Source organism: Enterobacter sp. MGH 4 (assembly GCF_000534735.1).
Taxonomy (GTDB): Bacteria; Pseudomonadota; Gammaproteobacteria; order Enterobacterales; family Enterobacteriaceae; genus Enterobacter; species Enterobacter intestinihominis.
The window spans coordinates 872,461-898,243 of record NZ_KI973289.1 but is presented as its reverse complement, the minus strand read 5'-3'; the positions used below and the strand labels follow the sequence as shown (position 1 = coordinate 898,243).

At 53.6% G+C, this 25,783-nt stretch carries 26 protein-coding genes; 12 read left to right on the top strand and 14 right to left on the bottom strand.

Features of this window, described 5'->3' with window-relative positions:
* The first annotated feature begins 112 nt into the window (after positions 1-112).
* The 5 genes from L350_RS18095 (at position 113) to pdeR (ending at position 6,942) form a co-directional block, all read left to right on the top strand.
* Entirely contained in the window at positions 113-514 is a 402-nt protein-coding gene (locus L350_RS18095; RefSeq protein ID WP_032624135.1) for a RidA family protein, read from the top strand.
* Between the two features lie 281 nt (positions 515-795).
* The gene (gene fabI, locus L350_RS18100) at positions 796-1,584 is read left to right on the top strand and encodes an enoyl-ACP reductase FabI (protein ID WP_003856831.1); all 789 of its coding nucleotides are present in this window, start codon (positions 796-798) and stop codon (positions 1,582-1,584) included.
* Between the two features lie 153 nt (positions 1,585-1,737).
* Positions 1,738-2,724, top strand: coding sequence for an oxidoreductase (locus L350_RS18105; protein ID WP_032624134.1), 987 nt, complete (start codon positions 1,738-1,740; stop codon positions 2,722-2,724).
* An 88-nt stretch (positions 2,725-2,812) separates the two neighbouring features.
* Positions 2,813-4,747, top strand: coding sequence for an exoribonuclease II (locus L350_RS18110; protein ID WP_032624133.1), 1,935 nt, complete (start codon positions 2,813-2,815; stop codon positions 4,745-4,747).
* Between the two features lie 206 nt (positions 4,748-4,953).
* Positions 4,954-6,942 (top strand): cyclic di-GMP phosphodiesterase, encoded by a 1,989-nt coding sequence (pdeR, locus tag L350_RS18115; protein WP_032624132.1) that lies wholly within the window; start codon positions 4,954-4,956, stop codon positions 6,940-6,942.
* Here the strand turns inward: pdeR and L350_RS18120 are convergent.
* Positions 6,939-7,808: a crotonase/enoyl-CoA hydratase family protein gene (locus tag L350_RS18120; RefSeq protein ID WP_032624131.1), complete on the bottom strand. Its 870-nt coding sequence runs from the start codon at positions 7,806-7,808 to the stop codon at positions 6,939-6,941. The two genes, pdeR and L350_RS18120, sit on opposite strands and share 4 nt — an antisense overlap.
* Before the next feature lie 190 nt (positions 7,809-7,998).
* On the opposite strand from L350_RS18120, the gene L350_RS0122200 reads away from it, so the two are divergent.
* The 3 genes from L350_RS0122200 (at position 7,999) to osmB (ending at position 9,452) form a co-directional block, all read left to right on the top strand.
* Positions 7,999-8,181 (top strand): YciZ family protein, encoded by a 183-nt coding sequence (locus L350_RS0122200; protein WP_022648315.1) that lies wholly within the window; start codon positions 7,999-8,001, stop codon positions 8,179-8,181.
* A gap of 37 nt (positions 8,182-8,218) precedes the next feature.
* Positions 8,219-8,971: a DNA-binding transcriptional regulator YciT gene (locus tag L350_RS18125; RefSeq protein ID WP_022648316.1), complete on the top strand. Its 753-nt coding sequence runs from the start codon at positions 8,219-8,221 to the stop codon at positions 8,969-8,971.
* Between the two features lie 262 nt (positions 8,972-9,233).
* Entirely contained in the window at positions 9,234-9,452 is a 219-nt protein-coding gene (gene osmB / locus L350_RS18130; RefSeq protein WP_003856823.1) for an osmotically-inducible lipoprotein OsmB, read from the top strand.
* Positions 9,453-9,555: 103 nt separating this feature from the next.
* Here the strand turns inward: osmB and yciH are convergent, their stop codons facing one another.
* The 5 genes from yciH to pgpB all read right to left on the bottom strand — a co-directional run bounded on the left by yciH (position 9,556) and on the right by pgpB (position 13,204).
* Entirely contained in the window at positions 9,556-9,882 is a 327-nt protein-coding gene (gene yciH, locus L350_RS18135) for a stress response translation initiation inhibitor YciH (RefSeq protein ID WP_032624130.1), read from the bottom strand.
* Positions 9,882-10,619 (bottom strand): orotidine-5'-phosphate decarboxylase, encoded by a 738-nt coding sequence (pyrF, locus tag L350_RS18140; RefSeq protein ID WP_032624129.1) that lies wholly within the window; start codon positions 10,617-10,619, stop codon positions 9,882-9,884. The genes yciH and pyrF overlap by 1 nt, the downstream gene beginning before the upstream one ends.
* 184 nt (positions 10,620-10,803) lie before the next feature.
* Positions 10,804-11,973, bottom strand: coding sequence for a lipopolysaccharide assembly protein LapB (gene lapB, locus L350_RS18145; RefSeq protein WP_003856819.1), 1,170 nt, complete (start codon positions 11,971-11,973; stop codon positions 10,804-10,806).
* A 6-nt stretch (positions 11,974-11,979) separates the two neighbouring features.
* Positions 11,980-12,288: a LapA family protein gene (locus tag L350_RS18150; RefSeq protein WP_006810839.1), complete on the bottom strand. Its 309-nt coding sequence runs from the start codon at positions 12,286-12,288 to the stop codon at positions 11,980-11,982.
* A gap of 148 nt (positions 12,289-12,436) precedes the next feature.
* On the bottom strand, positions 12,437-13,204 hold the full coding sequence (gene pgpB / locus L350_RS18155) for a phosphatidylglycerophosphatase B (RefSeq protein WP_032624128.1): 768 nt from the start codon (positions 13,202-13,204) through the stop codon (positions 12,437-12,439).
* A gap of 197 nt (positions 13,205-13,401) precedes the next feature.
* Here pgpB and ribA point away from each other — a divergent pair, with 197 nt between their 5' ends.
* The gene (ribA, locus tag L350_RS18160) at positions 13,402-13,992 is read left to right on the top strand and encodes a GTP cyclohydrolase II (RefSeq protein ID WP_013096372.1); all 591 of its coding nucleotides are present in this window, start codon (positions 13,402-13,404) and stop codon (positions 13,990-13,992) included.
* A 37-nt stretch (positions 13,993-14,029) separates the two neighbouring features.
* Here the strand turns inward: ribA and acnA are convergent, their stop codons facing one another.
* The 6 genes from acnA to topA form a co-directional block, all read right to left on the bottom strand.
* The gene (gene acnA / locus L350_RS18165) at positions 14,030-16,705 is read right to left on the bottom strand and encodes an aconitate hydratase AcnA (protein WP_032624127.1); all 2,676 of its coding nucleotides are present in this window, start codon (positions 16,703-16,705) and stop codon (positions 14,030-14,032) included.
* Positions 16,706-16,870: 165 nt separating this feature from the next.
* On the bottom strand, positions 16,871-16,969 hold the full coding sequence (gene ymiC / locus L350_RS24615) for a small membrane protein YmiC (RefSeq protein WP_032103392.1): 99 nt from the start codon (positions 16,967-16,969) through the stop codon (positions 16,871-16,873).
* 137 nt (positions 16,970-17,106) lie between these two features.
* Positions 17,107-17,271 (bottom strand): hypothetical protein, encoded by a 165-nt coding sequence (locus L350_RS24420; RefSeq protein WP_162181317.1) that lies wholly within the window; start codon positions 17,269-17,271, stop codon positions 17,107-17,109.
* An 8-nt stretch (positions 17,272-17,279) separates the two neighbouring features.
* Positions 17,280-17,420 (bottom strand): YmiA family putative membrane protein, encoded by a 141-nt coding sequence (locus L350_RS18170; RefSeq protein WP_096168876.1) that lies wholly within the window; start codon positions 17,418-17,420, stop codon positions 17,280-17,282.
* Positions 17,421-17,756: 336 nt separating this feature from the next.
* Positions 17,757-18,731 carry an HTH-type transcriptional regulator CysB gene (gene cysB, locus L350_RS18175; protein ID WP_006810844.1) on the bottom strand — a complete coding sequence of 325 codons (975 nt, stop codon included), beginning with the start codon at positions 18,729-18,731 and terminating at the stop codon, positions 17,757-17,759.
* A 186-nt stretch (positions 18,732-18,917) separates the two neighbouring features.
* Complete coding sequence (gene topA / locus L350_RS18180) at positions 18,918-21,515, bottom strand: type I DNA topoisomerase (RefSeq protein ID WP_022648322.1); 2,598 nt, start codon at positions 21,513-21,515, stop codon at positions 18,918-18,920.
* 398 nt (positions 21,516-21,913) lie between these two features.
* Here topA and L350_RS18185 point away from each other — a divergent pair, with 398 nt between their 5' ends.
* Complete coding sequence (locus L350_RS18185; RefSeq protein WP_003856804.1) at positions 21,914-22,165, top strand: YciN family protein; 252 nt, start codon at positions 21,914-21,916, stop codon at positions 22,163-22,165.
* 35 nt (positions 22,166-22,200) lie between these two features.
* On the opposite strand, the gene sohB is transcribed toward L350_RS18185, so the two are convergent.
* Positions 22,201-23,247 carry a protease SohB gene (gene sohB / locus L350_RS18190; RefSeq protein ID WP_032624125.1) on the bottom strand — a complete coding sequence of 349 codons (1,047 nt, stop codon included), beginning with the start codon at positions 23,245-23,247 and terminating at the stop codon, positions 22,201-22,203.
* Positions 23,248-23,499: 252 nt separating this feature from the next.
* Here sohB and L350_RS18195 point away from each other — a divergent pair, with 252 nt between their 5' ends.
* Both L350_RS18195 and cobO read left to right on the top strand, forming a co-directional pair.
* Entirely contained in the window at positions 23,500-24,261 is a 762-nt protein-coding gene (locus tag L350_RS18195; protein WP_032624124.1) for a YciK family oxidoreductase, read from the top strand.
* Positions 24,258-24,848, top strand: a complete 591-nt coding sequence (gene cobO, locus L350_RS18200; protein WP_032624123.1) for a cob(I)yrinic acid a,c-diamide adenosyltransferase — start codon at positions 24,258-24,260, stop codon at positions 24,846-24,848. Before L350_RS18195 ends, cobO begins: the two co-directional genes overlap by 4 nt.
* Before the next feature lie 35 nt (positions 24,849-24,883).
* On the opposite strand, the gene rluB is transcribed toward cobO, so the two are convergent.
* Entirely contained in the window at positions 24,884-25,759 is an 876-nt protein-coding gene (gene rluB / locus L350_RS18205) for a 23S rRNA pseudouridine(2605) synthase RluB (RefSeq protein WP_003856794.1), read from the bottom strand.
* Positions 25,760-25,783 lie beyond the last annotated feature (24 nt).

Below are 25,783 nucleotides of genomic sequence, written 5' to 3'. Positions count from 1 at the left end.
ATTTTTAATTTGACATACGCGGCGTATGTGAATTACATTTTTTTCACATACATTGCGTATGTTACTTCTCTTAAGTAACCACAACAACGCCTCTTACAGAAAAGGAAATGCCATGCATCCACGTAATCCTGTCTTCCCTGACAATCGACATGCCCTTTATGATGAGCATGGCTATTCGGCTGCCATTCGCTCTGGCGATCTGTTATTTGTTTCCGGTCAGGTCGGCAGCCGCAGCGATGGCACGCCTGAGCCTGATTTCGCCGCTCAGGTGCAGTTGGCATTCGATAATTTACAGGCGACTTTGACCGCCGCAGGATGCACTTTTGACGATCTGATTGATGTCACGACGTTTCATACCGATCCAGAAAACCAGTTCCCCGTCATCATGAAGGTGAAAAAACTGGTGTTTCCACAGCCACCTTACCCAAACTGGACGGCTATCGGCGTTAACTGGCTGGCCGGATTTGATTTTGAAATTAAGGTTATTGCCCGAATCCCCTCGCCAGCGAATTAATATCCGGCCGTCTTAGCGTGAAGCTTCTGGCCAACCTCTGGTTGGATGAGGCGAACCCAGCCCCCGGTGATATACTGCTGGAATACACACGAAATAGCCTGATAAAGAGTCAGTTCAACGTCTTTCGTGCGCCCAGTCACGGCACGTGAGCGAGAAATATCGTGACACAAGGGGCTGTGAGTGGGCTATAATTTCGAGCTAATTTCGAATGATTTTGAAATACTGCCTGTAACGCTATGAATTACAAGGCAAAATAAGCAATGAATATAAGGATTAAAGCTATGGGTTTTCTTTCCGGTAAGCGCATTCTGGTAACTGGCGTTGCCAGCAAACTGTCCATCGCATACGGCATCGCACAAGCAATGCATCGCGAAGGCGCTGAGCTGGCGTTCACCTACCAGAACGACAAGCTGAAAGGCCGTGTTGAAGAATTTGCCGCGCAGCTGGGTTCCAGCATTGTTCTGGAATGTGACGTTGCACAAGACGAAAGCATTGATGGCATGTTTGCTGAACTGGCTAAAGCATGGCCGAAATTCGACGGTTTCGTTCACTCCATCGGCTTCGCTCCGGGCGACCAGCTGGACGGCGATTACGTGAACGCGGTTACCCGTGATGGCTTCAAAATCGCCCATGACATCAGCTCCTACAGCTTCGTTGCGATGGCAAAATCCTGCCGCGCGATGCTGAACCCGGGCGCCGCCCTGCTGACCCTGTCCTACCTGGGCGCAGAACGCGCTATTCCTAACTACAACGTTATGGGTCTGGCGAAAGCGTCTCTGGAAGCCAACGTGCGCTATATGGCGAACGCAATGGGTCCTGAAGGCGTGCGTGTTAACGCAATTTCTGCGGGTCCAATCCGTACTCTGGCCGCTTCCGGTATCAAAGATTTCCGTAAAATGCTGGCACATTGCGAAGCGGTTACCCCGATTCGTCGTACCGTTACCATCGAAGATGTGGGTAACTCTGCGGCATTCCTGTGCTCTGACCTTTCCGCAGGTATCTCCGGCGAAGTGGTTCACGTGGACGGCGGCTTCAACATCGCTGCCATGAACGAGCTGGAAATCAAATAAGTCTGTTACTCTCTTCCCGCCTGGGAAGAGAGTTTTCTCCCCTCCCCGCACTTCGTTATTCCGTTCTGCTATTTGTTATCACCTAACAATATTTTTCCCCTCATCCGCCTTACGCCAGGATATTGATCGCCATTTTGAGATCAAGGAACGCCCATGGAACAACGCCGTTTTTCCGGCAAAGGCCACTGGTATCACGAAACCCAGTCGAATCATTCGCAGACGGACGTTCTGCCGCTGGTGCCTGAAGCCGCTAACGTCGACGATCGTTTTTTGCTCGATTTAGCCCTGCCTGACGACATTGCCGCAAGCTGTTGTGGGTGGCTTACGCCAGCCCGAACCTTGTGCCGCCTCTTATTCCCGCTCGATACTCCCGTAAACCGTCTGCACACGCTTAGCGCCTACGACAGACTGAGCACGGCGTTGACGGTTTCCCAGGCGTGTGGCGTCCAGCGGCTCTGTAACCACTACGCGGCGCTCCTCGCCCCCCTTCCGGGCCCCGACTCTTCCCGGGAAAGCAATCGACGCCTTGCAGAAATCACTCAGTATGCCCGCCAGCTGGCGAGCTCTCCGGACGTCATTGACGATAAAGCGCAAACTCAGCTTGATGAGGTGGGACTGACAACGTATGACATTGTGCTTATCAACCAGATCATCGGCTTTACTGGTTTTCAGGCGCGGGCGGTTGCAGTGTTTCAGGCGCTGCTTGGCCATCCGGTACGCTGGCTACCGGGACACCACATTCAGCCCCATACACTACCGCTGAGCTTTACCCGATGGACAGCCACCCAGCCCGTAGTCGAACTAAAATATGCCAGTGCGGTTCAACTTGAGGCGCTCTCACGCTGGCAGGCCGAACCTCCGCTTTCAGCGCTCACGCCGGTTCTCTGCCATGAGCCGATGCTGCTGAATCTGACGGGCGAGATACTGGTTAACCACCCACAAAGCGAAGCCCAGCCATCTGCATCGCTCTCAGCCGCCCATGCGCTGCTGCTTACGTCTCCCGATCGTTTTAGCGCCGCCCAGTTAACGCCTCTCACGGAGGCCGGTATCCCGCCGGGCAAGGCAATTAACCTGTTAACCCACGGCGCTTTTAATGGCTGGCTGGACCGTCTTCGCGTGGCGCTTGGCAAAGAGGAATAACCACACGCTTTACCTAAAGAGCGCTTGCTGTAGCAGTGAGAATCGCGTAAAACTGTCAGCCGCTCAATGGCTACGAAAATAGAACATTATGTTTCAGGACAACCCGCTGCTAGCGCAGCTTAAACAGCAACTACATTCCCAGACGCCCCGTGCAGAAGGGGTCGTAAAAGCCACGGAAAAGGGCTTTGGCTTTCTTGAAGTTGACGGACAGAAGAGCTACTTCATTCCGCCTCCTCAGATGAAGAAAGTGATGCATGGCGACCGCATTTCGGCCGTTATTCATACCGAAAAGGAACGAGAGTCTGCCGAGCCGGAAGCACTGATCGAACCTTTCCTGACCCGCTTTGTCGGGAAAGTGCATAAAAAAGACGATCGTCTTTCTATCGTACCGGATCATCCTCTCCTGAAAGATGCCATCCCTTGCCGCGCCGCGCGTGGCGTTGAGCATGACTTTGTCGAGGGTGACTGGGCGGTTGCCGAAATGCGCCGTCATCCTTTAAAAGGCGATCGCGGTTTCTACGCCGAGCTGACCCAGTTCATCACCTTTGGCGACGACCATTTCGTCCCATGGTGGGTGACGCTGGCGCGCCACAACCTCGAAAAAGAAGCGCCGGATGGCGTCGCGACCAAAATGCAGGACGAAGGTCTTGAGCGTCGCGATCTGACAGCGCTGGACTTTGTCACCATCGACAGCGCCAGCACCGAGGATATGGACGATGCGCTGTATGCCGAAGAGGCAGCGGATGGCAAAATGCATCTGACCGTTGCCATCGCCGACCCTACCGCATGGATTGTCGAAGGCAGCAAGCTGGACGAAATGGCCAAAGTGCGTTCGTTCACCAACTACCTGCCGGGCTTCAACATCCCGATGCTGCCGCGCGAGCTTTCCGACGATCTCTGCTCCCTGCGTCCCCATGAAGTGCGTCCGGTACTGGCCTGCCGCATGACCATCGCGGCTGACGGTACCATTGAAGAAGATATCGAATTCTTCGCCGCCACCATCGAATCCAAAGCTAAACTGGCTTATGACAACGTGTCCGACTGGCTGGAAAATACCGGCAGCTGGAAGCCTGAATCCGATAATATCGCTGCGCAAATTCGTCTGCTGCATCGCGTCTGCCAGAGCCGCAGTGAGTGGCGCCAGACCCACGCCCTGGTATTTAAGGACCGCCCGGACTACCGCTTTGTGCTGGGGGAAAAAGGCGAAGTGCTCAACATCGTCGCCGAGCCACGCCGTATTGCCAACCGTATCGTTGAAGAAGCGATGATCTCCGCCAACATTTGTGCTGCACGCGTGCTGCGCGACAAATTAGGCTTTGGCATTTACAACGTGCACACCGGGTTTGATCCGGCGAACACTGAAGCGCTGGCTGCCCTGCTGAAAACCCATGACGTACACGTCGATCCTGAGGAAGTGCTGACCCTGCAAGGTTTCTGCAAACTGCGCCGCGAGCTGGACGCACAGCCGTCAGGGTTCCTCGACAGCCGTATTCGCCGCTTCCAGTCCTTTGCGGAAATCAGCACCGAGCCAGGCCCGCACTTCGGCCTTGGCCTCGAGGCTTACGCGACCTGGACCTCCCCGATCCGTAAGTACGGCGACATGGTTAACCATCGTCTGCTGAAAGCGATCATCAAAGGGGAATCAGTTGCCCGCCCACAGGATGATACGACATTGCAGATGGCAGAACGTCGCCGTCTCAACCGTATGGCGGAGCGTGATGTCGGCGACTGGTTGTACGCGCGCTTCCTGAATGATAAGGCAGGGACTGACACCCGTTTCCCGGCTGAAATCATTGACATCAGCCGCGGCGGTATGCGCGTGCGTCTGGTGGATAATGGCGCCGTTGCCTTTATTCCTGCCCCGTTCCTGCATGCCGTTCGCGACGAACTGGTTTGTAGCCAGGAAAACGGAACCGTGCAAATTAAAGGCGAAACGGTTTACAAAGTCACTGACGTGATTGATGTAAACATCGCTGAAGTCCGCATGGAAACCCGCAGCATTATCGCGCGCCCTGTCGCCTGATAACCGCGTAGACTCCCGGCCGTTCCGTTCAGGGATGGCCGGGAGTTCTCCCCAGTATTATCTCTCGCAAAATCATCGTTTTTCCTCACACTTTTCTGTTTCCCACCGCCACATTTCGCCAGAATTATCTACAGTAAAAAGAGCCGTCATAGTCGACTGCAAATGAATAATTTGTGCGCTACTCAGCAGCCGCGGGAGAAAACGGGATGGACGATCTGGAGCAGAATTTGCTGTTTCGTTACATGGGTACGCATAGCCCCTGGTGGCGACTAACAGCAGACAGCAATGCTCTGCATCTTGCTGCCAGTGAAAGCGCTGACATCGTTCAGGTGGTTGCGCTGGACGATGAGCAGGCCGCTCTGATTCGCCAGCTCACCGTTATCACCGCCAGCATTGCCATGACCCTTCCCTTGTATGGTTTGGACGTTCCCGTCCATCTTGTCGGTCGTAAAATTAACAAAAATGAGTGGGCGGGAACGGCATCAGCATGGAACGACACGCCTTCCGTGGCGCGCGATCTGGCGCAGGGACTCTCCTTCGCCGAACAGGTGGTGTCCGAAGCTAATTCCGTAATTGTCATCCTCGACCAGAACGGGAATATTCAGCGCTTCAACCGTTTAAGTGAAGAATATACGGGCCTGAAGGAACAGGAAGTCATCGGGCAAAACGTGTTTAAACTGTTCATGAGCCGCAGCGAAGCCGCGGCCTCAAAACGCAACATCACCGGTTTTTTTCGTAACGGCAGCTCCTACGAAGTCGAACGCTGGATCAAGACCCGCAAGGGGCAACGCCTGTTTCTCTTCAGAAATAAATTCGTTCACAGCGGCAGCGGGAAAAATGAAATTTTCCTCATCTGTTCAGGTACCGACATCACGGAAGAGCGCCGGGCCCAGGAGCGCCTGCGCGTTCTCGCCAATACGGATACGATTACCGGTTTGCCTAACCGAAATGCCATCCATGAGCTGATCTCCGACGCCATCACCTCCCGGGGTGAAACGCAGGTGGGCGTGGTTTATCTCGATCTGGATAACTTTAAAAAAGTGAACGATGCCTATGGGCATATGTTTGGCGACCAGCTGCTACAGGCCGTTGCGCTAGCGATCCTGAGTTGCCTGGACGACGGACAAACCCTGGCGCGCCTGGGTGGGGATGAGTTTATCGTGATGGCCACCGATACCTCGCAGGGCGCGCTGGAAGCTATGGCGTCGCGCATTCTGACCCGACTGCGGCAGCCTTTCCGCATCGGGCTGATTGAGGTTTACACCGGCTGCTCCCTTGGTATCGCGCTTGCGCCCCAGCACGGTAACGATCGGGAAAGCGTCATTCGCAATGCCGACACCGCCATGTACACCGCCAAGGAAAATGGCCGGGGTAAATTCTGCGTCTTCTCGCCAGAGATGAACCAGCGCGTATTTGAATATCTGTGGCTGGATACCAACCTGCGTAAAGCGCTGGATAACGATCAGCTGTTAATTCACTACCAGCCAAAAATGACCTGGCGCGGCGAAGTCAGAAGTCTGGAGGCGCTGGTGCGCTGGCAGTCACCAGAGCGTGGCCTGATCCCGCCGATGGAATTTATCTCCTATGCGGAAGAGTCAGGGCTGATAGTGCCCCTTGGCCGCTGGGTTATGCTCGATGTGGTGCGCCAGGTGGCAAAATGGCGCGACAAAGGGATCAACCTGCGCGTCGCGGTCAACGTTTCCGCCCGTCAGCTGGCGGACCAGACCATCTTCAGTGACCTGAAGCAGGCGCTGAAAGACCTGAATTTTGAATACTGCCCGATTGACGTGGAATTGACCGAAAGCTGTCTCATCGAAAATGAAGAGCTGGCCCTGTCAGTGATCCAGCAATTTAGCCGCCTGGGGGCGCAAATTCACCTTGATGACTTTGGTACGGGGTACTCTTCCCTGTCGCAGCTGGCGCGCTTCCCTATCGACGCCATCAAGCTTGACCAGTCCTTCGTCCGGGATATCCATAAGCAGTCCATTTCACAGTCGCTCGTGCGCGCGATAGTCGCCGTGGCACAGGCGTTGAATCTGCAGGTCATTGCTGAAGGGGTAGAGAGTGCAAAAGAAGACGCCTTTCTGACGAAGAATGGCGTCAACGAACGGCAGGGTTATCTTTTTGCTAAGCCCATGCCCGCAGCCGCATTCGAGCGATGGCTAAAGCGCTATCAGGCCAGGAATGTCCGTTAGCTGGCTTTGCGTAAGCCCGTCGACTGATGGCGATTTTGCAGCATAACCAGCCGCTCCATGTAGGCGATATCCTTCGGTTCAAGGCAGAAGGCGGCATCCACCCAATCCTCTGTAATGTCCATCAACTCGCTTCGCGGAAGTGGCAGAACACGCGTACGCGCGCGCAGCATGGCCCTTACGCCGTTCAGCTTCGGCTGTAGCGTGTCGATAAACGTCCGTACCGAAACATAGCTCTGTAACGGCTCGAATAAGAGATCCACAAGACCGTGCTGTTCATACCATTCCGCCGTATGCGACTCACCTTTATAGATCAGCGCCTCTGCCATTTTCATGCCGGCACGACGCGCCACCAGTGAATAACCGCCCATGCCCGGGAACAGATTGAACGCGATTTCCGGAAAGCCTAATCGGGCATCGCGCTGGGCCAGAATGAAATGATGCGCGAGCGCGGCTTCAAACCCGCCCCCTAACGCGCTTCCTTCCACCATCGCCAGCGTGACAGCACCGGTATCGAACCCTCGTGAGGCGGCATGAACGCAGTCCACACAGGCCCGGGCATAGGCGCGTAACGCTTCGCGTCGGTTGTTTTTGATGCACTCAACGAAGAATTGTAAATCACCGCCGGTATTGTAGATGTCAGGGACCAGCGATCCGGTGACCCAAAAATCAACGACATATCCGGACTGGCGAACCAGCCAGGAGAGATTCATGATCTCATCGATCAGCGCATTATTGAAGCAAGGCCGTGGCGTGGCACGTAACATCATCCACACCGTGCGCCGTTCGGCCTCATAATAAGCCGCCAGTTGAGTGAATCGTTCAGCATCAGTAAACAATGTGCAGGTTGTCTGGTTGATAACTGTCATAGTCGAATTCCTCTTATAAAAAAGCGCGTTGCGCGCAGTTTTAGACTAATCCACCCCTACAACCCGCAACATACGGGGGTTAAATTTGTCACTTTCATTTATGAACTTTGGTTATTGCATTTTTACCTTCTCTTTTGAATCAATTTTCTGCATCATTGATAATATTAACTTTTCGCTTCAGGGTGAGCTTATGTCTAACATTGATGCAACAGCCGTGGCACAGCGTATTGATACTGTGCTGGATATTCTTGTCGCGGGCGATTATCACTCTGCTATCCGTAATCTTGAGATCCTCAAGTCTGAACTGCTGGCTGAGAACGGCACTGATAACGCATCAGAATCCACTCAACCAAAAGCCCCGTGGGAAGTGTAACCACGTCGTTTTCGCCCTTGCCTTTTAAATGGATGCTATGAATTCCCGACAACAAATCATTTTGCAGATGGTGATCGATCAGGGACGCGTAAGCGTAGTCGATCTCGCTAAAGCTACCGGCGTTTCTGAAGTCACCATTCGTCAGGATCTGAATCTTCTGGAAAAACAGAGCTACCTGCGGCGTGCGCACGGATATGCCGTTCCACTGGACAGTGACGACGTTGAAACCCGCATGATGAACAATTTTGCGCTCAAGCGGGAACTGGCGGAGTTTGCTGCATCCTTAGTGAATAACGGTGAGACCGTCTTTATTGAAAATGGCAGCAGTAACGCCCTTCTGGCGCGCACGCTTGCCGATCAAAAAGACGTTACCATCATTACCGTAAGCAGCTATATCGCCCATCTGTTGAAGGAAACTCGCTGCGAGGTCATTCTGCTGGGCGGCATTTACCAGAAGAAAAGCGAAAGCATGGTGGGGCCATTAACGCGTCAATATGTTCAGCAGGTTCACTTCAGTAAGGCATTCATTGGCATAGACGGCTGGCAGCCCGACACCGGCTTTACCGGTCGCGACATGATGCGTTCAGACGTGGTGAACGCCGTACTCGCCAAAGAGTGTGAAGCGATTGTGCTGACCGATAGCTCTAAGTTTGGCGCCGTACACCCTTATACGATGGGTCCGGCTTCGCGCTTCAGCCGTGTGATTACGGATGAGCGTTTACGCGATGAATATCGCCAGCAATTAGAACAAGACGGCCTGACTGTCGATATTGTGAAAAAAACGGCCTGATTATCCTGCTGCGCCCGAATAATGGGCGCACTTAAACCTTTCTCTGAGAGTATTCCGACCCTTCCTTTAAGAGTTTTTACCTGTTGAAACTGTTCTAAACACGTAAAATTAATATTAGCGATATAACAGGAAGTGACTATCACCTGCGTGATGATGTAACGCCTGCGCGACCAGCTTTCACGGGAACAGAATTTAAGTATGGATATTGTCTATACTTAAAGTGCATTCCTTTCCGTGAATCGATAATTCAGGAGAAAGTATTATGACCTTTACCAGCAAAAAATTAGCCGCCGCTGTTCTGGCAATCACTGTAGCAATGTCTCTGAGCGCTTGCTCTAACTGGTCTAAACGTGACCGTAACACCGCGATTGGTGCCGGTGCTGGTGCGCTTGGTGGTGCAGTATTAACGGATGGTAGTACGCTGGGTACATTAGGTGGTGCTGCCGTAGGTGGTATTATCGGTCACCAGGTGGGCAAATAATCACCATAACGGCTCTCACCGGTATAATAATATATTTTGTATTTTCAGGTCTGACTTACGCACGTAAAAAAAGAGCCACGGCAATGTCCGTGGCTCATTTATTTTAACCGCCCGCCAGTTTGACTTTCATACCTTTGACTTCCAGGAGCGTTTTAATTAAATCCCGCTTATCGCCCTGAATCTCAATTATGCCGTCTTTTACTGCCCCACCGCATCCGCACTTCTTTTTAAGCTCAGCGGCGAGCTTTACCAGCTCTGCATCATCCAGATCAATGCCGGTGATAAGGCAAACGCCTTTCCCTTTTCTGCCACTGGTCTGGCGCTGAATACGCACGATTCCATCACCTTTCGGACGTTCAACTTTCTCTTTTGGCTCTTCAATGCGCCCGGTATCTGTTGAATAGACCAGACGAGTGTTGGCATCACGCATTATGCCCCCTTTTTCAGTGATGCATTAATCGCTTTCAGAGTCTCTGCCGGATAAGCGGATTGCGTCACCGGGCGACCAATTACCATATAGTCTACCCCCGCGCTCAGCGCCTGCTCTGGCGTCATGATGCGTCGCTGATCCCCTGACTCGCTGCCTGCCGGACGGATACCTGGCGTCACCAGTTTAAATTCGCGGCCTAACTCAGATTTGAAGCGAACCGCCTCCTGAGCTGAACAGACCACGCCATCAAGCCCACACTGTTGCGTGAGGCGCGCCAGACGCTCCGCATGTTCGGCAGGTGACAACGTCACACCCAGGTCACGAAGGTCAGATTCATCCATACTGGTCAGCACGGTGACGGCGATAAGAAGCGGAGCGTCATTGCCAAACGGCACCAGCGCTTCGCGCGCAGCCGTCATCATACGTGCCCCACCGGAGGCATGAACGTTAACCATCCACACACCCAGTTCAGCCGCCGCAGCAACGGCGTGGGCAGTGGTATTCGGAATATCGTGGAATTTCAGGTCGAGGAAAACGTCGAAACCACGCTGGTGCAGATCGCGGACGATTTGCGGACCGAACAGCGTAAACATCTCTTTGCCTACTTTAAGACGGCAATCCCGGGGATCAATACCATCAACAAAGGCCAGTGCGGCGTCACGGTTATTGTAATCCAGAGCAACAACTACAGGAGAATCGGTAACTACGCGGGAAGTGGAGGAAGTAACAGACGTCATGACCAGCCCTTTTCGTCTATGGGCGCGCAGCGGCGCGGAACAGATAAACGGCGTGCATTCTACCTGCCCTCGGGGTAAATGAACAGAATCGAATGCTTTTCCTGCTGAACCACATACCGCACGGTGCTGAAAGAAATAATGCACTCTTTAGTATGTTGTAACTAAAATGGAGTGTTTTAAAAAATCACTGCCCGTCCAGACCACGAATTGGCTTGATGGTGGACCAGGCCCGGCAGGAAGGGCAATGCCAGTAGAGCGAATAGGCGGTGAAGCCGCATTTCTGGCAGCGATAGCGCGGCTTGCTCCGCACCTGTTCACCGACCATGTCTCGCAGCACCATCAGGCTCTCTTTAGCGCGCCCTTCTTCTGCATCGTTAAGATGATAATCCATCAGCTTGTGGAAGACGCGCATCGTCGGATGGCGCTGCAACTGACGGGTAATGTATACCTGGGCGGTATCACTCCCTTCGTGCTCTTCGACGACATCCGACAGCATCAGCTCGGCTGTGGCACCGGTGTTTTCTTCAACACAGCGGCGCAGGAATGCAACCCACTCGTCCTGCTTACCTAACTGCTGATAGCAGGTTTGCAGCATTTCCAGCGTTTCGCTGACCAGCTCTTTGTCCTGATCGATAACGCGAAGCAGGCTTTCCACGGCTTTGGCGTAATCACCATTAGCCATAAAGACCCGCCCCATCATTATCGAGATGCGGGCGCTGTTGCGATCGGCCGCGGCGCCTTTTTTTAGCAATGCCATGGCCTTATCCATGTCATCGCTACCCATTTGCTGAAGGGCCAGCTCGCAGTAAAAATGGGCAATTTCGACGCGCTGTTTATCTTTGCCGAGTTTGACCAGCCGTTCGGCGGTATCAATCGCTTTTTGCCAGTCGCTGGTTGCCTGGTAGATTTGCAGAAGTTGCTGAAGCGCACCGATACGGAAATCGGTCTCATCCACCAGCTGAGAGAACATATCTTCTGCGCGATCGTACAGGCCCGCCGCCATGTAATCTCTGCCCAACTGCTGCACGGCCAGCAACCGTTGCTCATAGGTCAACGATGCGCTTTCCATCAGGGTCTGGTGGATACGGATGGCACGGTCAACCTCTCCGCGCGAGCGGAACAGGTTTCCCAGGGTGAGATGCGCCTCTACGGTGCCGGTATCCTCTTTGAGCATGTCGAGGAACAGATCGACCGCTTTATCCTGCTGATTGCTCAGCAGGAAGTTCACCCCCGCAACGTAGTCACGGGAGAGTCGGTTTGCTTCATCCTGTTTTGTTTGTTGCGCGCTTCTGCGGCCCATATACCAGCCATAGGCTGCGGCGACAGGCAAAAGCAGAAACAACAACTCCAGCATATTCGATTATTCCTTGACTACCGGCACACCAGAGCTCGCCGGAATGTCAGTCGCAGGCGTAAGTTGATGTTCAAGTCGTTTAATTTTACGTTCAGCGCGAACAAGGGAAACACGAACCTTAAGCCAGAACAGGCCACATACAAGCCAGCCGATGACAAAACCCGCTGCGAATAACACAGCCAGCAGGCTCGACACCCGGTACTCGCCCTGCGCCAGCAGATAGTTGAAACTTACCTGTTGATCGTTTTGCGCGCCCAATGTGACTGAAATGACAAAAATCGCCAACACCAGTAAGAAAATGAGTAAATATTTCACATGACTTCCCGTTATGTGGTTCGAGCGTATAAAGCGTGTTCAACTCACTGCAATCAGCCTTATAAGCTACCATTTTAGTGGCGGGCGCGAAACGGAAAAAGTAATGCGCCCTTCATGGATTTATGGTCAAAATGCGGAATATCAAGCTTCAGGTTCCGCCTGACTCCCTTTCGGCTATTTCTTCCTTCTCTTCCTGCGGTGGCGTCAGAGGTCCACAGAAACGTTGTGCAAGCCAGGTCGCCAGCGTCACCAGTACCCACGAAATCATCGTAGCCACCACCAAATCACGCGGCCAGTGCATCCCCAGCAGCATCCGGCTGCCCATTACGCCTGTCGCCCAGACCAGCAAAATCGCAATCGTGAGGGTACGTCGACGTGGCCAAAGCAGCCCCACGCCGAGTAGCGCCCAGCTGGCAGCAAACATCGTATGTCCGGAAGGAAACGCAAAGCCGGTCTCTTTTTGCCAGTGTTTGCGTAAAAATGTCGGGATATCCTGCTGTTCCGCAAGCTGTTCTTTCACCAACGCCCCGCGATCCTTACGCTTTAAAGTGTAGAACTCATCTACCGGAATATGGTGCGTTTTTTCCAGCCAGATAACAAAGGGACGGGGTTCCTGCACGCGATCTTTCACCCACGACTTCACCCCCTGCCCGACAAGAATGGCACCTCCGAGAATGGCAAATAATACCAGCGCCGCGCGAAGACGAAAGCGCAGGCACCACAGGAACCAGGCACAGAGCAGCACGTGCGTAATAATCCCCCAGGGCTGGGTGACCGTCTCAGTTATCCAGTATAAGGCTTTCAGCCACGTCTCGTTTTGTCCGGGCTTCCACATCCAGCCGGAGAACCAAACGATCAGGGGTATAACAAGCAATACGGCGGCGCCTGCGGCCGTGCGTCTGGCAATTGAAAGCATGTCCTCTCCTTTTTCACTAAGCTCCACAATCATAACTGAATTTCAACCTTCTGGTGGATATGTCGGATCGTGCGTTTAACGTCCGTATAGCGTGGTGGTGATTAGGTGAAGTAGCCGGGCTTGTGGCAAAATAGTCCAATACAGAAAGCAAAATGGGGCAAAGGCACGAAACGTGTCAGCCTGGTATGGAGAATCACATGCAGCTTAAACGTGTGGCAGAAGCCAAACTGCCAACCCCATGGGGCGATTTCCTGATGGTGGGTTTTGAAGAACTGGCAACCGGACAAGATCACGTCGCCCTGGTATACGGTGACATTTCGGGGCAGACGCCGGTACTGTCCCGCGTTCATTCTGAGTGTCTGACCGGTGACGCGCTCTTCAGCCTGCGCTGTGACTGCGGTTTCCAGCTCGAAGCCGCTCTTTCTCATATCGCAGAGGAAGGACGTGGCGTGCTGCTGTATCACCGCCAGGAAGGACGCAATATCGGTCTGCTGAATAAAATCCGTGCCTACGCGTTGCAGGATCAGGGCTATGATACCGTCGAAGCAAACCATCAGCTCGGCTTTGCTGCTGACGAGCGCGATTTCACCCTCTGCGCAGATATGTTCAAGCTGCTGGGCGTGGACGAAGTGCGTCTGTTGACCAATAACCCGAAAAAAGTGGAGATCCTCACTGAAGCGGGCATCAATATCGTTGAACGCGTGCCGCTGATTGTTGGCCGCAATCCGAAAAACGCGCACTACCTCGATACCAAAGCTGCAAAGATGGGGCACCTGCTGAGCGAGTAAACGCAAAACGCCCGGCACTTCTGCCGGGCGAGATTTATCAGTCCAGCATTTTACGAATCACATAATGTAAAATGCCGTCATTCTGGTAATAGGTTAGCTCTGTTGCCGTATCAATACGACACCGACAATCCAGCACTTCTGTTGTACCATCTGCCCGCGTTAACTTCACCGGAACGGTTTTACCCGGTTGCAGATTTTGCAGACCGCTGATATCAATCTGCTCTTCCCCGGTCAGACCCAGCGTTTTACGCGTTATGCCCTGCGGGAACTCCAGCGGCAGGATCCCCATCCCGATCAGGTTTGAGCGGTGGATACGTTCAAAGGATTCGGCAATCACCACGCGAACCCCGAGCAGACGTGGACCTTTAGCCGCCCAGTCGCGACTGGAACCAGAGCCGTACTCTTTACCGGCAATAACGGCCAGCGGCGTACCCTCCTGCTGATACTTCATGGCTGCGTCATAAATTGAAATGACCTCTGTATCTGGCAGGTGGCGCGTCATGCCCCCTTCCACGCCCGGGACCATTTCATTACGAATGCGGATGTTGGCAAATGTCCCGCGCATCATCACTTCGTGGTTACCGCGGCGCGAACCGTAGGAGTTAAAATCGCGACGTTCCACGCCACGGCTTTGCAGATACCGACCTGCCGGACTGTCCGCTTTGATGCTCCCCGCTGGTGAGATATGGTCAGTGGTGACGGAATCGCCCAGCATCGCCAGAATGCGCGCGCCGTGAATATCTTTCAGCGGTGCAGGCTCCGCTAGCATCTCATCGAAGAAGGGCGACAGACGAATATAGGTGGAATCATCCTGCCAGTCATAGGTATCGGAACCCACCACGTCGATCGCTTTCCATTCCGCTGTACCTTCGAACACTTCCGCATACTCTTTGCGGAACATCTCGGTGGAAACTTTCTCTACCTCGCGCGCAATTTCACGCGATGATGGCCAGATGTCTTTCAGATAGACAGGTTCATTTTTGCGATCGTGACCAATCGGATCGGTCGCCAGGTTAATGTTCATGTTTCCGGCCAGAGCATAGGCTACAACCAGCGGCGGCGAGGCCAGCCAGTTGGTTTTCACCAGCGGATGAATACGCCCCTCAAAGTTTCGGTTACCGGAAAGTACCGCGCCAACGGTCAAATCACCCTGCTTGATCGCCACTTCAATAGGCTCAGGCAGTGGACCAGAGTTACCGATGCAGGTCGTACAGCCGTAGCCCACCAGGTTAAAGCCCAACTCGTCGAGGTACGGCGTGAGTCTGGCCTGCGCCAGGTAATCGGAAACCACTTTCGAACCAGGCGCCAGCGACGCCTTAACCCACGGCTGTGACTTGAGCCCCAGTTCTACCGCTTTTTTCGCTAGCAGCCCGGCTGCCATCAGCACACTCGGGTTGGACGTGTTGGTACAGGAGGTGATAGCGGCGATCACCACGGCGCCGTCAGGGAGCTGATACTGATGCCCGTTCAGAACATAGTCCACAGGACGGTGATCTTTTTGCGCGGCGTTAACCTCCAGCTCATTGCTGGCGGCAAAGGCTTTCGGAACGTTGCTCAGGGCGACGCGGTCCTGCGGTCGTTTCGGCCCTGCGAGGCTTGCCTCAACGGTGCCCATATCCAGTTCCAGCGTGCTGGTAAATACCGGCTCGTCACCCGGGTTACGCCACATGCCCTGCGCTTTGGTGTAGGCCTCTACGAGCGCCACCTGCTCCTCGCTGCGACCACTGAGGCGCATATACTCAAGCGTAACGCTATCAATCGGGAAAAAGCCGCAGGTCGCACCATATTCCGGCGCCATGTTGGCGATGGTGGCCCGGTCCGCCAGCGGCAGTGAATCCAGACCATCACCATAAAATTCAACGAATTTACCCACCACGCCATGCTTACGCAGCATCTGGGTGACCGTCAGAACCAGATCCGTGGCGGTAATGCCTTCGGACAATTTACCGGTCAGCTTAAAGCCCACCACATCGGGAATGAGCATCGATACCGGCTGGCCGAGCATGGCCGCTTCCGCTTCAATACCACCGACGCCCCAGCCCAGAACGCCAAGGCCGTTAATCATGGTCGTGTGTGAATCGGTGCCCACCAGCGTATCCGGGTAAGCCACCCATTCTTTATCCTGCAATTCACTCCAGACGGCTTTGCCGAGATATTCCAGGTTGACCTGGTGACAAATGCCGGTGCCTGGTGGAACAACGCTGAAGCGGCTGAACGCCTGCTGACCCCATTTGAGGAAGACATAGCGTTCATGGTTACGTTCCATCTCCAGACGGACGTTTTCACCGAAAGCATCGTCGTCACCAAAGTGATCGACGGTGACGGAGTGGTCGATGACGAGGTCTACCGGTGAGAGCGGGTTCACCTTAGCCGTATCGCCCCCGAGACGCTTAACAGCTTCACGCATGGCGGCCAAGTCCACAACCGCCGGCACGCCGGTGAAATCCTGCATCAATACCCTGGCCGGGCGGTAGGCAATTTCTTTGTCTGCGTGAGCATTTTTCAGCCACCCTGCCACAGCCTGGATATCCTCCTCGGTAACCGAGTCGCCATCTTGCCAGCGCAAGAGGTTTTCCAGTAGTACTTTCAACGACTTGGGTAACCGCGAAATGTCCCCAAGCGTCCTGGCAGCCAGCGGTAAGCTGTAGTAGCGCCAGGTTTTATTTTCCGCCTGTAATGTGTCCTTACTGGCTTCGCGTAGGGTTAACGACATAAGCTCCTCCTTAAAAACAGGGATGTCCTGACAATCATCAGGGCTGTAATTAAAGATAACACAAAGATGTCGTAACGTTTTGATAACAACCCAAATTGATAAATTTAGGAATGGTCCAACGCGAGGGATTAAACAAAAAACCCCGCCGTGGCGAGGTTTTACGATTTAGTGTAAGGCCAGCCAGAGGAGCTGACACCAGAAGAGGATCGACGCTGAAAATACGCCGAGCCATGACCAGTATTTTACGGTTGTCATGTTATTCATCATAGGGACACCAGACTTTAATTATTTAAGGATGCGAGGTCTGCCCTCGTTCTATATTGCTGATGTGTATTTATTAAGGAGTACAAAAGTGCACAGTCTTTATTCAGACTATTTGCATCATTACGCAAAAATCAAAATTATTGTTTTTTGGGTTCGTCTTCTGCGAACACATCAATAAAGGCCTGCTGCTGTGGCGTCAGTTGCCAGGAGGCTGGCACGCTGGTTGCTGGCGCCTTACGCGCTTTGTGAGCATTGTCACGAAGCTGACACATCTCTTTTCTCGCGTCAGTACGCACCGTCATGACCATATTCAACCCCAATATTTCCAGACGAGAAGAGCAACAACCACCCAGAACAGGGCAGAGCCGAGAAAGACCGCCAGCCAGGCTTTACGCTTAAGCGCGGGATCCCTTTGCGGTTCTTCACTTCCTGACGGCATTGCTAACCTCATACAATCGATATCGCTTATCATTTAGAGACCAAACAATTGGCACAAGTAATCATCTGATGAGATAAATCCTAAAGAAACTTTAGCCGAAAAGCCAGTGAATTTACGAATCTGAGCCTGGGAAAATTCAATCTTTTGACCAGAAATAAATAATTGAAAAGAATAATTTGCACACCTGTAAATTAGTTTCTACTTTTGTCGCAAATTTGCGACAGTAAAACCCTATTCATCAAATGGGTTATGACGATATATGACAGTAGGCGCAGATGAGGTTAATTCTAATTTAGATTTAAAGGGGGAAACCGGTATCTTTCCAGAAGAGAAAGATACCGGGTGTAATTATTTGGCAGGAAGTTTGATGTCTTTAAACATCTCTTCGATGTCTTCATTGGAGCGTAACGCCACGGCCGTGTCGACCACGTCACGCGTTAAATGCGGTGCGAAGCGCTGAATAAAATCATACATATAGCTGCGAAGGAACGTGCTGCGACGAAAACCTATCTTGGTGGTGCTGTGGCTGAAGATATCATGCGCGTCCAGGCGCACAAGATCCGGGTCTGATACAGGATCCACCGCCATGCTGGCAATAACGCCTACGCCCAGACCCAGACGCACGTACGTTTTAATGACGTCCGCATCCGTTGCAGTGAAGACGATCCGTGGCGTTAATCCGGCGCGGTTAAAGGCGGTGTCTAGCTCAGACCGGCCCGTAAAGCCGAACGTATAGGTAACCAGCGGGTATTGCGCCAGCTCTTCGATTGTCACTTCGCCCTTCCCCGCCAGCGGATGATCGGGGGTCACGACAATAGAGCGGTTCCAGTGGTAGCACGGGAGCATGACCAGATCATCGTACAGATGAAGAGCTTCCGTCGCGATGGCAAAATCGGCATTGCCTTTAGACACGGCCTCTGCGATTTGCGTCGGTGAGCCCTGATGCATATGCAGGGAAACGCGGGGATAGCGTTCGATGAAACCTTTGATCACCCCGGGAAGCGCATAACGCGCCTGTGTGTGCGTGGTGGCAATATAAAGGGAGCCTTTATCCGGCCAGGTATGTTCCCCGGCGACGGATTTAATGGCGTCGACTTTGGAAAGCACTTCTCGTGCGATGCGAATGATTTCCTGCCCTGCCGGGGTGACCTGAGTCAGGTGCTTACCGCTGCGGGCAAATATCTGAATACCTAATTCATCCTCCAGCATACGCACCTGCTTACTGATGCCAGGCTGCGAGGTATAAAGACCTTCTGCGGTGGAAGAGACATTGAGGTTATGATTGACGACCTCAACGATATAGCGAAGCTGCTGTAATTTCATGCCAGACCATCCGATTTAGCGCATGCGTCAATCGCTTAATACGATTTGATAATAAGAAACGGGTTAACTATAACCACTATATCATTTATAGCCAGGCTGTATAGTACGGAACAAAAAATAATAACAACGTAATAAAAAAGGGCCGGAAGTCCGGCCCTTTCAAAGGTAAGTTACGGTAAGTGAAGATTATTTTTTACCTTCAACCCATTTCCCGTCGACAAAGAAGGCTGACCAACCGGTCGCTTTACCCTCTTTCTCTGCCGCCACGTACTGCTGCTTCGTTTTACGGCTAAAGCGCACCACGGTTTTGTTGCCTTCTGGATCCTGCTGTGGCGCATCGGCCAGGTAACGCAGTTTCTCCGGCAGACGGTCGCGGAAGCGGTACAGCTCTTCTACCAGCGGCGCACGGGTTTCGCGCGATTTCGGGAAGGTGTTGGCCGCCAGGAATACCCCGGCAGCGCCGTCACGCAGCACGAAATACGCATCTGACTTCTCGCACGGCAGCTCAGGAAGCGGAACCGGATCTTCCTTCGGCGGCGCAACTTCACCGTTACGCAGGATCTTACGCGTGTTTTTACAGTCGTCGTTGGTACATGCCATGTACTTACCGAAGCGTCCCATTTTCAGGTGCATTTCGGAACCACATTTCTCACACTCAACGATCGGACCGTCATAGCCCTTAATGCGGAACTCACCTTCTTCGATCTCATAACCGTCGCAGGTTGGGTTATTACCGCAAACGTGCAGTTTACGTTTTGGATCGATCAGGTAGCTGTCCATCGCCGTGCCGCATTTCTTACAGCGGCGCTTGGCGCGCAGTGCGTTGGTCTCCGCATCGTCACCTTCCAGCACGTTGAGAACTTCGTTCTCCGGCACGAGGTTGATAGTGGTTTTGCAACGCTCTTTCGGCGACAGCGCATAACCAGAACAGCCGAGGAACACGCCCGTGGTTGCGGTACGGATCCCCATTTTACGGCCACAGGTTGGGCAGTCGATGCTGGTCAGTACCATCTGGTTAGGCAGCATGCCGCCTTCTTCAGGATCTTTCTCAGCTTTCTCAAGCTGGTTGGTAAAATCGCTGAAGAAGCTGTCGAGAACTTTCTTCCACTCGGCCTTATGGCTGGCAACCTCATCGAGACTGTCCTCCATCTGCGCGGTGAAGTCATAGTTCATCAACTCACGGAAGTTAGCTTCCAGACGGTCGGTAACAATCTCACCCATTTTTTCAGCATAGAAACGACGGTTCTCAACGCGAACGTATCCACGATCCTGAATGGTCGAAATGATTGACGCATAGGTAGACGGGCGACCGATGCCGCGTTTTTCCAGCTCTTTTACCAGCGACGCTTCGCTGAAACGCGCAGGCGGCTTGGTGAAGTGCTGGGCCGGTACCAGATCAACCAGCGACAGCTCGTCGCCTTTGTTGACGGAAGGCAGCGTTCTGTCTTCATCACCTTTACGCAGCGCAGGCATCACTTTTGTCCAGCCGTCGAAACGCAGAATGCGGCCGCGCGCTTTCAGGCGGAAATCACCCGCGCCAACGGTCAGCGTAGTGGAGTCGTATTTCGCTGGCGTCATCTGGCAGGCCACGAACTGGCGCCAGATCAGCTGATACAGCTTCTGGGCGTCCGCTTCCATATCTTTAAGAGATTCCGCCAGAACGGAAACGTCAGAAGGACGGATCGCTTCGTGCGCTTCCTGAGAATTCTCTTTGCTGGCGTACTGATTAGGACTGTCCGGCAGGTATTTCTTACCGAAGTTGTCCTCGATATAGCCACGCACCATGCTGACAGCGTCCTGGCTCAGGTTGGTGGAGTCAGTACGCATGTAGGTGATGTAACCCGCTTCATACAAACGCTGGGCCATCATCATGGTTTTCTTCACGCCGTAACCCAGACGCGTACTTGCCGCCTGCTGAAGCGTTGACGTGATAAACGGTGCGCCAGGCTTGCTGCTGGTCGGTTTGTCTTCACGATCCAGCACCTGATAACGCGCTTTTTCCAGCAGCGCTACGGCGGCCATGGTCTGATCGCGATTTTCAGGACGGAACGGTTTGTCGTTGTGGTGGCTCACCTGCAACGGCAGCGCATCGCCGCCCGGCGTGGTGACATTCGCATCCACTTCCCAGAACTCTTCCGGAACAAACGCTTTGATCTCGCGTTCACGTTCGACAACAAGACGAACAGCCACAGACTGCACACGCCCCGCAGACAGGCCGCGAGCGACCTTTTTCCACAGCAACGGCGAAACCATGTAGCCTACAACGCGGTCCATAAAGCGACGCGCCTGCTGAGCGTTAACACGGTCGATATTCAGTTCACCCGGCTTTTCAAACGCCTGACGAATCGCATTCTTTGTAATTTCGTTAAACACTACACGGCTGTAGCGTTTGTCATCACCCCCAATCACTTCCCGCAGGTGCCATGCGATGGCCTCCCCTTCGCGGTCAAGGTCGGTTGCGAGATAAATGTGGTCTGCTTTTTCAGCAAGCTGTTTCAGCTCGTTTACGACTTTTTCTTTGCCTGGCAGCACTTCGTATTGTGCATCCCAGTTGTGCCATGGGTTAACACCCATGCGGTTGACAAGCGCGCTACGTTCATCCTTTTTAGGCTTTTTAGCCCCTTTGGTGGAGGTAGAGTCTGCGCTCTTTTTGCTGGCTGAGCCACTTGTCGGCAAATCGCGAATGTGACCAACGCTGGACTTAACCACGTAGTCATTGCCCAGATATTTATTGATCGTTTTGGCTTTTGCCGGGGACTCAACGATGACGAGAGCTTTACCCATATTCACCTTTACCTAATTTAATTCTTCCAGGAATACGCCGCACGTTGATTTCCCTTCCGCTGACGACGAGCCATTGATATTGCGACGTCGTCAGGGGATATCAACCCCTTTGTCTTACCGAACGTCAGTATGGCGACATCCAGGTCATTGAGTTTTCGGGTATTTTTCTCACATCAAAGTTCATTCGTGACGAATTCCCGGTCGAATGTCAAGCAATTCTGTTGCCAGAATGACGAAAGCGCACACTGTACCTGATAAAATTCGTTACGCAACTTTATTAGCATGCAAAAGCAAATCCCGCCAGCCAGCCCCTGTTCCTTATACCCGTGGATAGCAGGGAAAATTTGCCCCCGAAGCGACCCAGGCGTAGACTATTGTCACTGTTTAAGGAGTGGAATATGCAGAATACGACCCAACCCATTGACCGAGCTTCACTGCTTATCGAAGCAAACAAACTCATTCGCGACCATGAAGACACCCTGGCGGGGATTGAAGCGACTGGCGTGGAACAACGTAATGGCGTGCTGGTGTTCAGCGGTGAATACTTCCTTGATGAACAAGGGTTACCAACCCCGAAAAGCACCGCCGTGTTTAACATGTTTAAATACCTGGCGCATACCCTCTCAGAGAAGTACCACCTGGTCGATTAAAACGAAAACGCGAGGCATCTGCCTCGCGTTTTTCTTTACAGCAGCGGCTTTTGTCCGCGCTGCAACCAGCGTAGCAGCAGGCGATCCGCGCTTTCTGCCGCACTATTGGTAAAACGGTCAAGCAGGCGCTTACGTCGGGTGAAGCGCACCCCCACCAGCTCACGGCCTTCCATCAGGTTGAGCAGGAGGTCGTCGCTGGTACCCACTTCATCCACCAGCCCTTTCTCCTGCGCCTGCGTGCCGTACCAGTGTTCGCCCGTAGCCACCTGCTCAATGTCCAGCGTTGGGCGCATGCGGTGCACGAAATCCTTGAACAGATGGTGGGTTTCGTTCAGATCTTCCCGGAACTTCTGCCGTCCCTCTTCGGTATTTTCGCCGAGCAGCGTCAGCGTACGTTTGTACTGACCCGCCGTATGCAATTCGATGTCGATCTCTTTATTTTTCAGGAAACGATTGAAGTTAGGGATCTGCGCAACCACCCCAATCGAGCCGATAATGGAGAACGGTGCTGCGACGATTTTATCCGCCACGCACGCCATCATATAGCCGCCACTCGCCGCGACCTTATCTACCGCCACGGTGAGCGGGATCTGTTTATCCCGCAGACGTTGTAACTGCGAAGCCGCCAGTCCATACCCATGCACTACGCCGCCCGGGCTTTCAAGGCGTACCACCACCTGATCCTGGGCTGTCGCCACGGCCAGCACCGCTGTCACTTCCTCACGCAGAGAGGAGACTTCATGCGCATCCATGCTACCTTTAAAATCGAGCACATAGACGCGCGGTTTTGCGTCAGCCTGTGGCGTGGCGAGCTTAGCTTTCGCCTTCGCGGCTTTGGCGTCCTGCTTATGTTTTTTCTTCTGGGCTTTTAGCCACAGCTTCTGTTGATGATCGTCAAGCAGCGCCAGAGACATCTCTTCCCGCATCTCTTTATACTGCTCGCTCAGGCGGGTAATGCGTAACTCACCACGCTGACGCTTACGCTGCGTCAGGTTGACAATCAGGACGGCAATCACCGCGACAGCAATAACCACCGTCGCGATTTTGGCCAAAAACAACCCATACTGAGAAAGTAATTCCACGCGTTCCACCTTGATTTAACCACGAATCTTTCACGCCAGTGTACAACAGCCCTACGCAGGCGTCTCGCTCTGGACATTAGCTCTGCGAGGCGGCTTCAGGAATCCCCCGTTTCTGGTTTAAATCTTTGCAAATTGTTAATTTCCCAGCGTTCTGTCCTGTAGACTGATTGAATTCTGACGCGGTTTCGGGCATAAAGCCGAAAAGTCATAAATAAAGGTGCAAGTCACGCCCAATGCGCCTGAGGAGCCACCGTGCATTATCAGCCACAAAAAAACCTTCTACAGAACCGCATCATTCTGGTTACCGGTGCCAGCGACGGGATTGGTCGCGAAGCGGCGCTGACTTATTCTGAATACGGTGCGAGCCTTATTCTGCTGGGACGTAATGAAGAAAAGCTCAAAGCCGTTGCCCGTGAAATCGAAAACGCAGGCGGTACCCCCACGCCCTGGTATACGCTCGATCTGCTGACCTGTACGCCAGCGTCATGTCAGGCCCTTGCCCAGCGCATTAGTACGCATTATTCGCGTCTGGACGGCGTACTGCACAACGCGGGGTTACTGGGCGAAGTGCGCCCGATGGATGAACAGGATCCGGAGATTTGGCAGCAGGTGATGCAGGTTAACGTCAACGGGACGTTTTTCCTGACCCAGGCCTTGCTTCCTTTATTACTTAACTCAGATTCCGGTTCGCTGGTGTTTACCTCCTCCAGCGTGGGGCGTCAGGGTCGTGCGAACTGGGGGGCTTACGCCGCCTCAAAATTTGCCACCGAAGGAATGATGCAGGTGCTGGCCGAAGAGTATCAAAACCGCCATCTGCGGGTTAACTGTATTAACCCTGGCGGTACGTGCACTAAAATGCGTGCCAGCGCGTTCCCGACAGAAGATCCGCAAAAGCTTAAAACCCCGGCCGATATTATGCCTCTTTACCTGTGGCTAATGGGTGACGACAGCCGTCGTAAAACCGGAATGACATTCGATGCTCAGCCAGGCCGCAAACCGGGGATATCGCAATGAGTGAAGACCGTCATCAGCAGCGCCAGCAGCGTCTCAAAGAACAGGTTGATGCACGCGTGGCGGCCGCTCAGGACGAGCGCGGGATCCTCATCGTGTTCACCGGCAACGGCAAAGGCAAAACCACCGCCGCATTTGGGACCGCCACCCGCGCAGTCGGGCACGGTCAGAAAGTGGGCGTGATCCAGTTTATCAAGGGTGAATGGCCCAACGGCGAGCGTAATCTGCTCGAACCGCATGGCGTTGAGTTTCAGGTGATGGCGACCGGTTTTACCTGGGATACCCAGAACCGGGAAACAGATACCGAAGCCTGCCTCGCCGTCTGGGAGCATGCCAAAAGAATGCTCTCTGACCCGTCGCTGAACATGGTGTTGCTGGATGAGATCACGTATATGGTGGCCTATGACTACCTGCCGCTGGAAGCCGTGCTGGAGGCCCTCAGGAACCGCCCTGCACACCAGACGGCGATCGTCACGGGGCGCGGGTGTCATCGGGACATTCTGGAGCTGGCCGATACCGTCAGCGAGCTGCGTCCGGTTAAGCATGCGTTCGATGCGGGTATCAAAGCGCAAATAGGGATTGATTACTGAAGAAAAAAGCCCGGAATATTCACCGGGCTTTTAGATTAACCGTTGTTATTACGGCTGCCAGAGCGGCGATTGCTGCTAACCTGGCTGTGACGTTTAACCGCACGGCGGATCTGATTCGCCTTCATACGACGACGATCTTTCTCTACCGCCACTTTCGATGTGGTTTCTGGCGTCAGGCCAACCAGATCGCGCAGGTAGTTAGTTTGCGTCAGATCCAGCTCGGTATAGCCGCCACGTGGCAGGCCTTTCGGCAGCAGGATGTCGCCATAGCGGACACGAATCAAACGGCTTACCTGGACACCGACCGCTTCCCACAGACGACGCACCTCGCGGTTACGTCCCTCTGTCAGGGTAACGTTGTACCACTGGTTAATGCCTTCACCACCGGTAAACTTGATGGTTTTGAACGCCGCTGGGCCGTCTTCCAGCTGAACGCCACGCGACAGATCGCGCAGTTTGTTCTCATCAACCTGGCCGAAGACGCGCACGGCGTATTCACGCTCCACTTCACGACTCGGGTGCATCAGGCGGTTTGCCAGTTCACCATCGGTGGTGAACAGCAGCAGGCCACAGGTATTCACGTCCAGACGCCCTACGGCAATCCAGCGGGCGCCACGCAGTTTTGGCAGACGGTCGAACACCGTCGGGCGGCCTTCCGGATCGTTGCGGGTACACAGTTCGCCTTCCGGCTTGTAGTAAGCCAGCACGCGGCAGATCTGTTCAGCGGACTCTTTCACGGAGATAAGATGGCCGTCAATGCGGATCTTCAGCCCCGGTACGATTTCAACGCGGTCACCGAGTGTGGCGATTTTACCGTCCACACTCACGCGACCTGCTTCAATAATGGCTTCGATTTCACGGCGCGAACCGTGGCCGGCGCGCGCCAGCACTTTCTGTAACTTCTCGCTCATTGAGCTTCCTCAGGTGTCGCCTTC

Excerpts from the sequence above, each read along its gene's own strand:
- L350_RS18095 (WP_032624135.1), top strand. The coding sequence starts at position 113 with ATGCATCCACGTAATCCTGTCTTCCCTGACAATCGACATGCCCTTTAT.
- fabI (WP_003856831.1), top strand. The coding sequence starts at position 796 with ATGGGTTTTCTTTCCGGTAAGCGCATTCTGGTAACTGGCGTTGCCAGC.
- L350_RS18105 (WP_032624134.1), top strand. The coding sequence starts at position 1,738 with ATGGAACAACGCCGTTTTTCCGGCAAAGGCCACTGGTATCACGAAACC.
- L350_RS18110 (WP_032624133.1), top strand. The coding sequence starts at position 2,813 with ATGTTTCAGGACAACCCGCTGCTAGCGCAGCTTAAACAGCAACTACAT.
- pdeR (WP_032624132.1), top strand. The coding sequence starts at position 4,954 with ATGGACGATCTGGAGCAGAATTTGCTGTTTCGTTACATGGGTACGCAT.
- L350_RS18120 (WP_032624131.1), bottom strand. The coding sequence starts at position 7,808 with ATGACAGTTATCAACCAGACAACCTGCACATTGTTTACTGATGCTGAA.
- L350_RS0122200 (WP_022648315.1), top strand. The coding sequence starts at position 7,999 with ATGTCTAACATTGATGCAACAGCCGTGGCACAGCGTATTGATACTGTG.
- L350_RS18125 (WP_022648316.1), top strand. The coding sequence starts at position 8,219 with ATGAATTCCCGACAACAAATCATTTTGCAGATGGTGATCGATCAGGGA.
- osmB (WP_003856823.1), top strand. The coding sequence starts at position 9,234 with ATGACCTTTACCAGCAAAAAATTAGCCGCCGCTGTTCTGGCAATCACT.
- yciH (WP_032624130.1), bottom strand. The coding sequence starts at position 9,882 with ATGCGTGATGCCAACACTCGTCTGGTCTATTCAACAGATACCGGGCGC.
- pyrF (WP_032624129.1), bottom strand. The coding sequence starts at position 10,619 with ATGACGTCTGTTACTTCCTCCACTTCCCGCGTAGTTACCGATTCTCCT.
- lapB (WP_003856819.1), bottom strand. The coding sequence starts at position 11,973 with ATGCTGGAGTTGTTGTTTCTGCTTTTGCCTGTCGCCGCAGCCTATGGC.
- pgpB (WP_032624128.1), bottom strand. The coding sequence starts at position 13,204 with ATGCTTTCAATTGCCAGACGCACGGCCGCAGGCGCCGCCGTATTGCTT.
- ribA (WP_013096372.1), top strand. The coding sequence starts at position 13,402 with ATGCAGCTTAAACGTGTGGCAGAAGCCAAACTGCCAACCCCATGGGGC.
- acnA (WP_032624127.1), bottom strand. The coding sequence starts at position 16,705 with ATGTCGTTAACCCTACGCGAAGCCAGTAAGGACACATTACAGGCGGAA.
- ymiC (WP_032103392.1), bottom strand. The coding sequence starts at position 16,969 with ATGAATAACATGACAACCGTAAAATACTGGTCATGGCTCGGCGTATTT.
- L350_RS24420 (WP_162181317.1), bottom strand. The coding sequence starts at position 17,271 with ATGACGGTGCGTACTGACGCGAGAAAAGAGATGTGTCAGCTTCGTGAC.
- L350_RS18170 (WP_096168876.1), bottom strand. The coding sequence starts at position 17,420 with ATGAGGTTAGCAATGCCGTCAGGAAGTGAAGAACCGCAAAGGGATCCC.
- cysB (WP_006810844.1), bottom strand. The coding sequence starts at position 18,731 with ATGAAATTACAGCAGCTTCGCTATATCGTTGAGGTCGTCAATCATAAC.
- topA (WP_022648322.1), bottom strand. The coding sequence starts at position 21,515 with ATGGGTAAAGCTCTCGTCATCGTTGAGTCCCCGGCAAAAGCCAAAACG.
- L350_RS18185 (WP_003856804.1), top strand. The coding sequence starts at position 21,914 with ATGCAGAATACGACCCAACCCATTGACCGAGCTTCACTGCTTATCGAA.
- cobO (WP_032624123.1), top strand. The coding sequence starts at position 24,258 with ATGAGTGAAGACCGTCATCAGCAGCGCCAGCAGCGTCTCAAAGAACAG.
- rluB (WP_003856794.1), bottom strand. The coding sequence starts at position 25,759 with ATGAGCGAGAAGTTACAGAAAGTGCTGGCGCGCGCCGGCCACGGTTCG.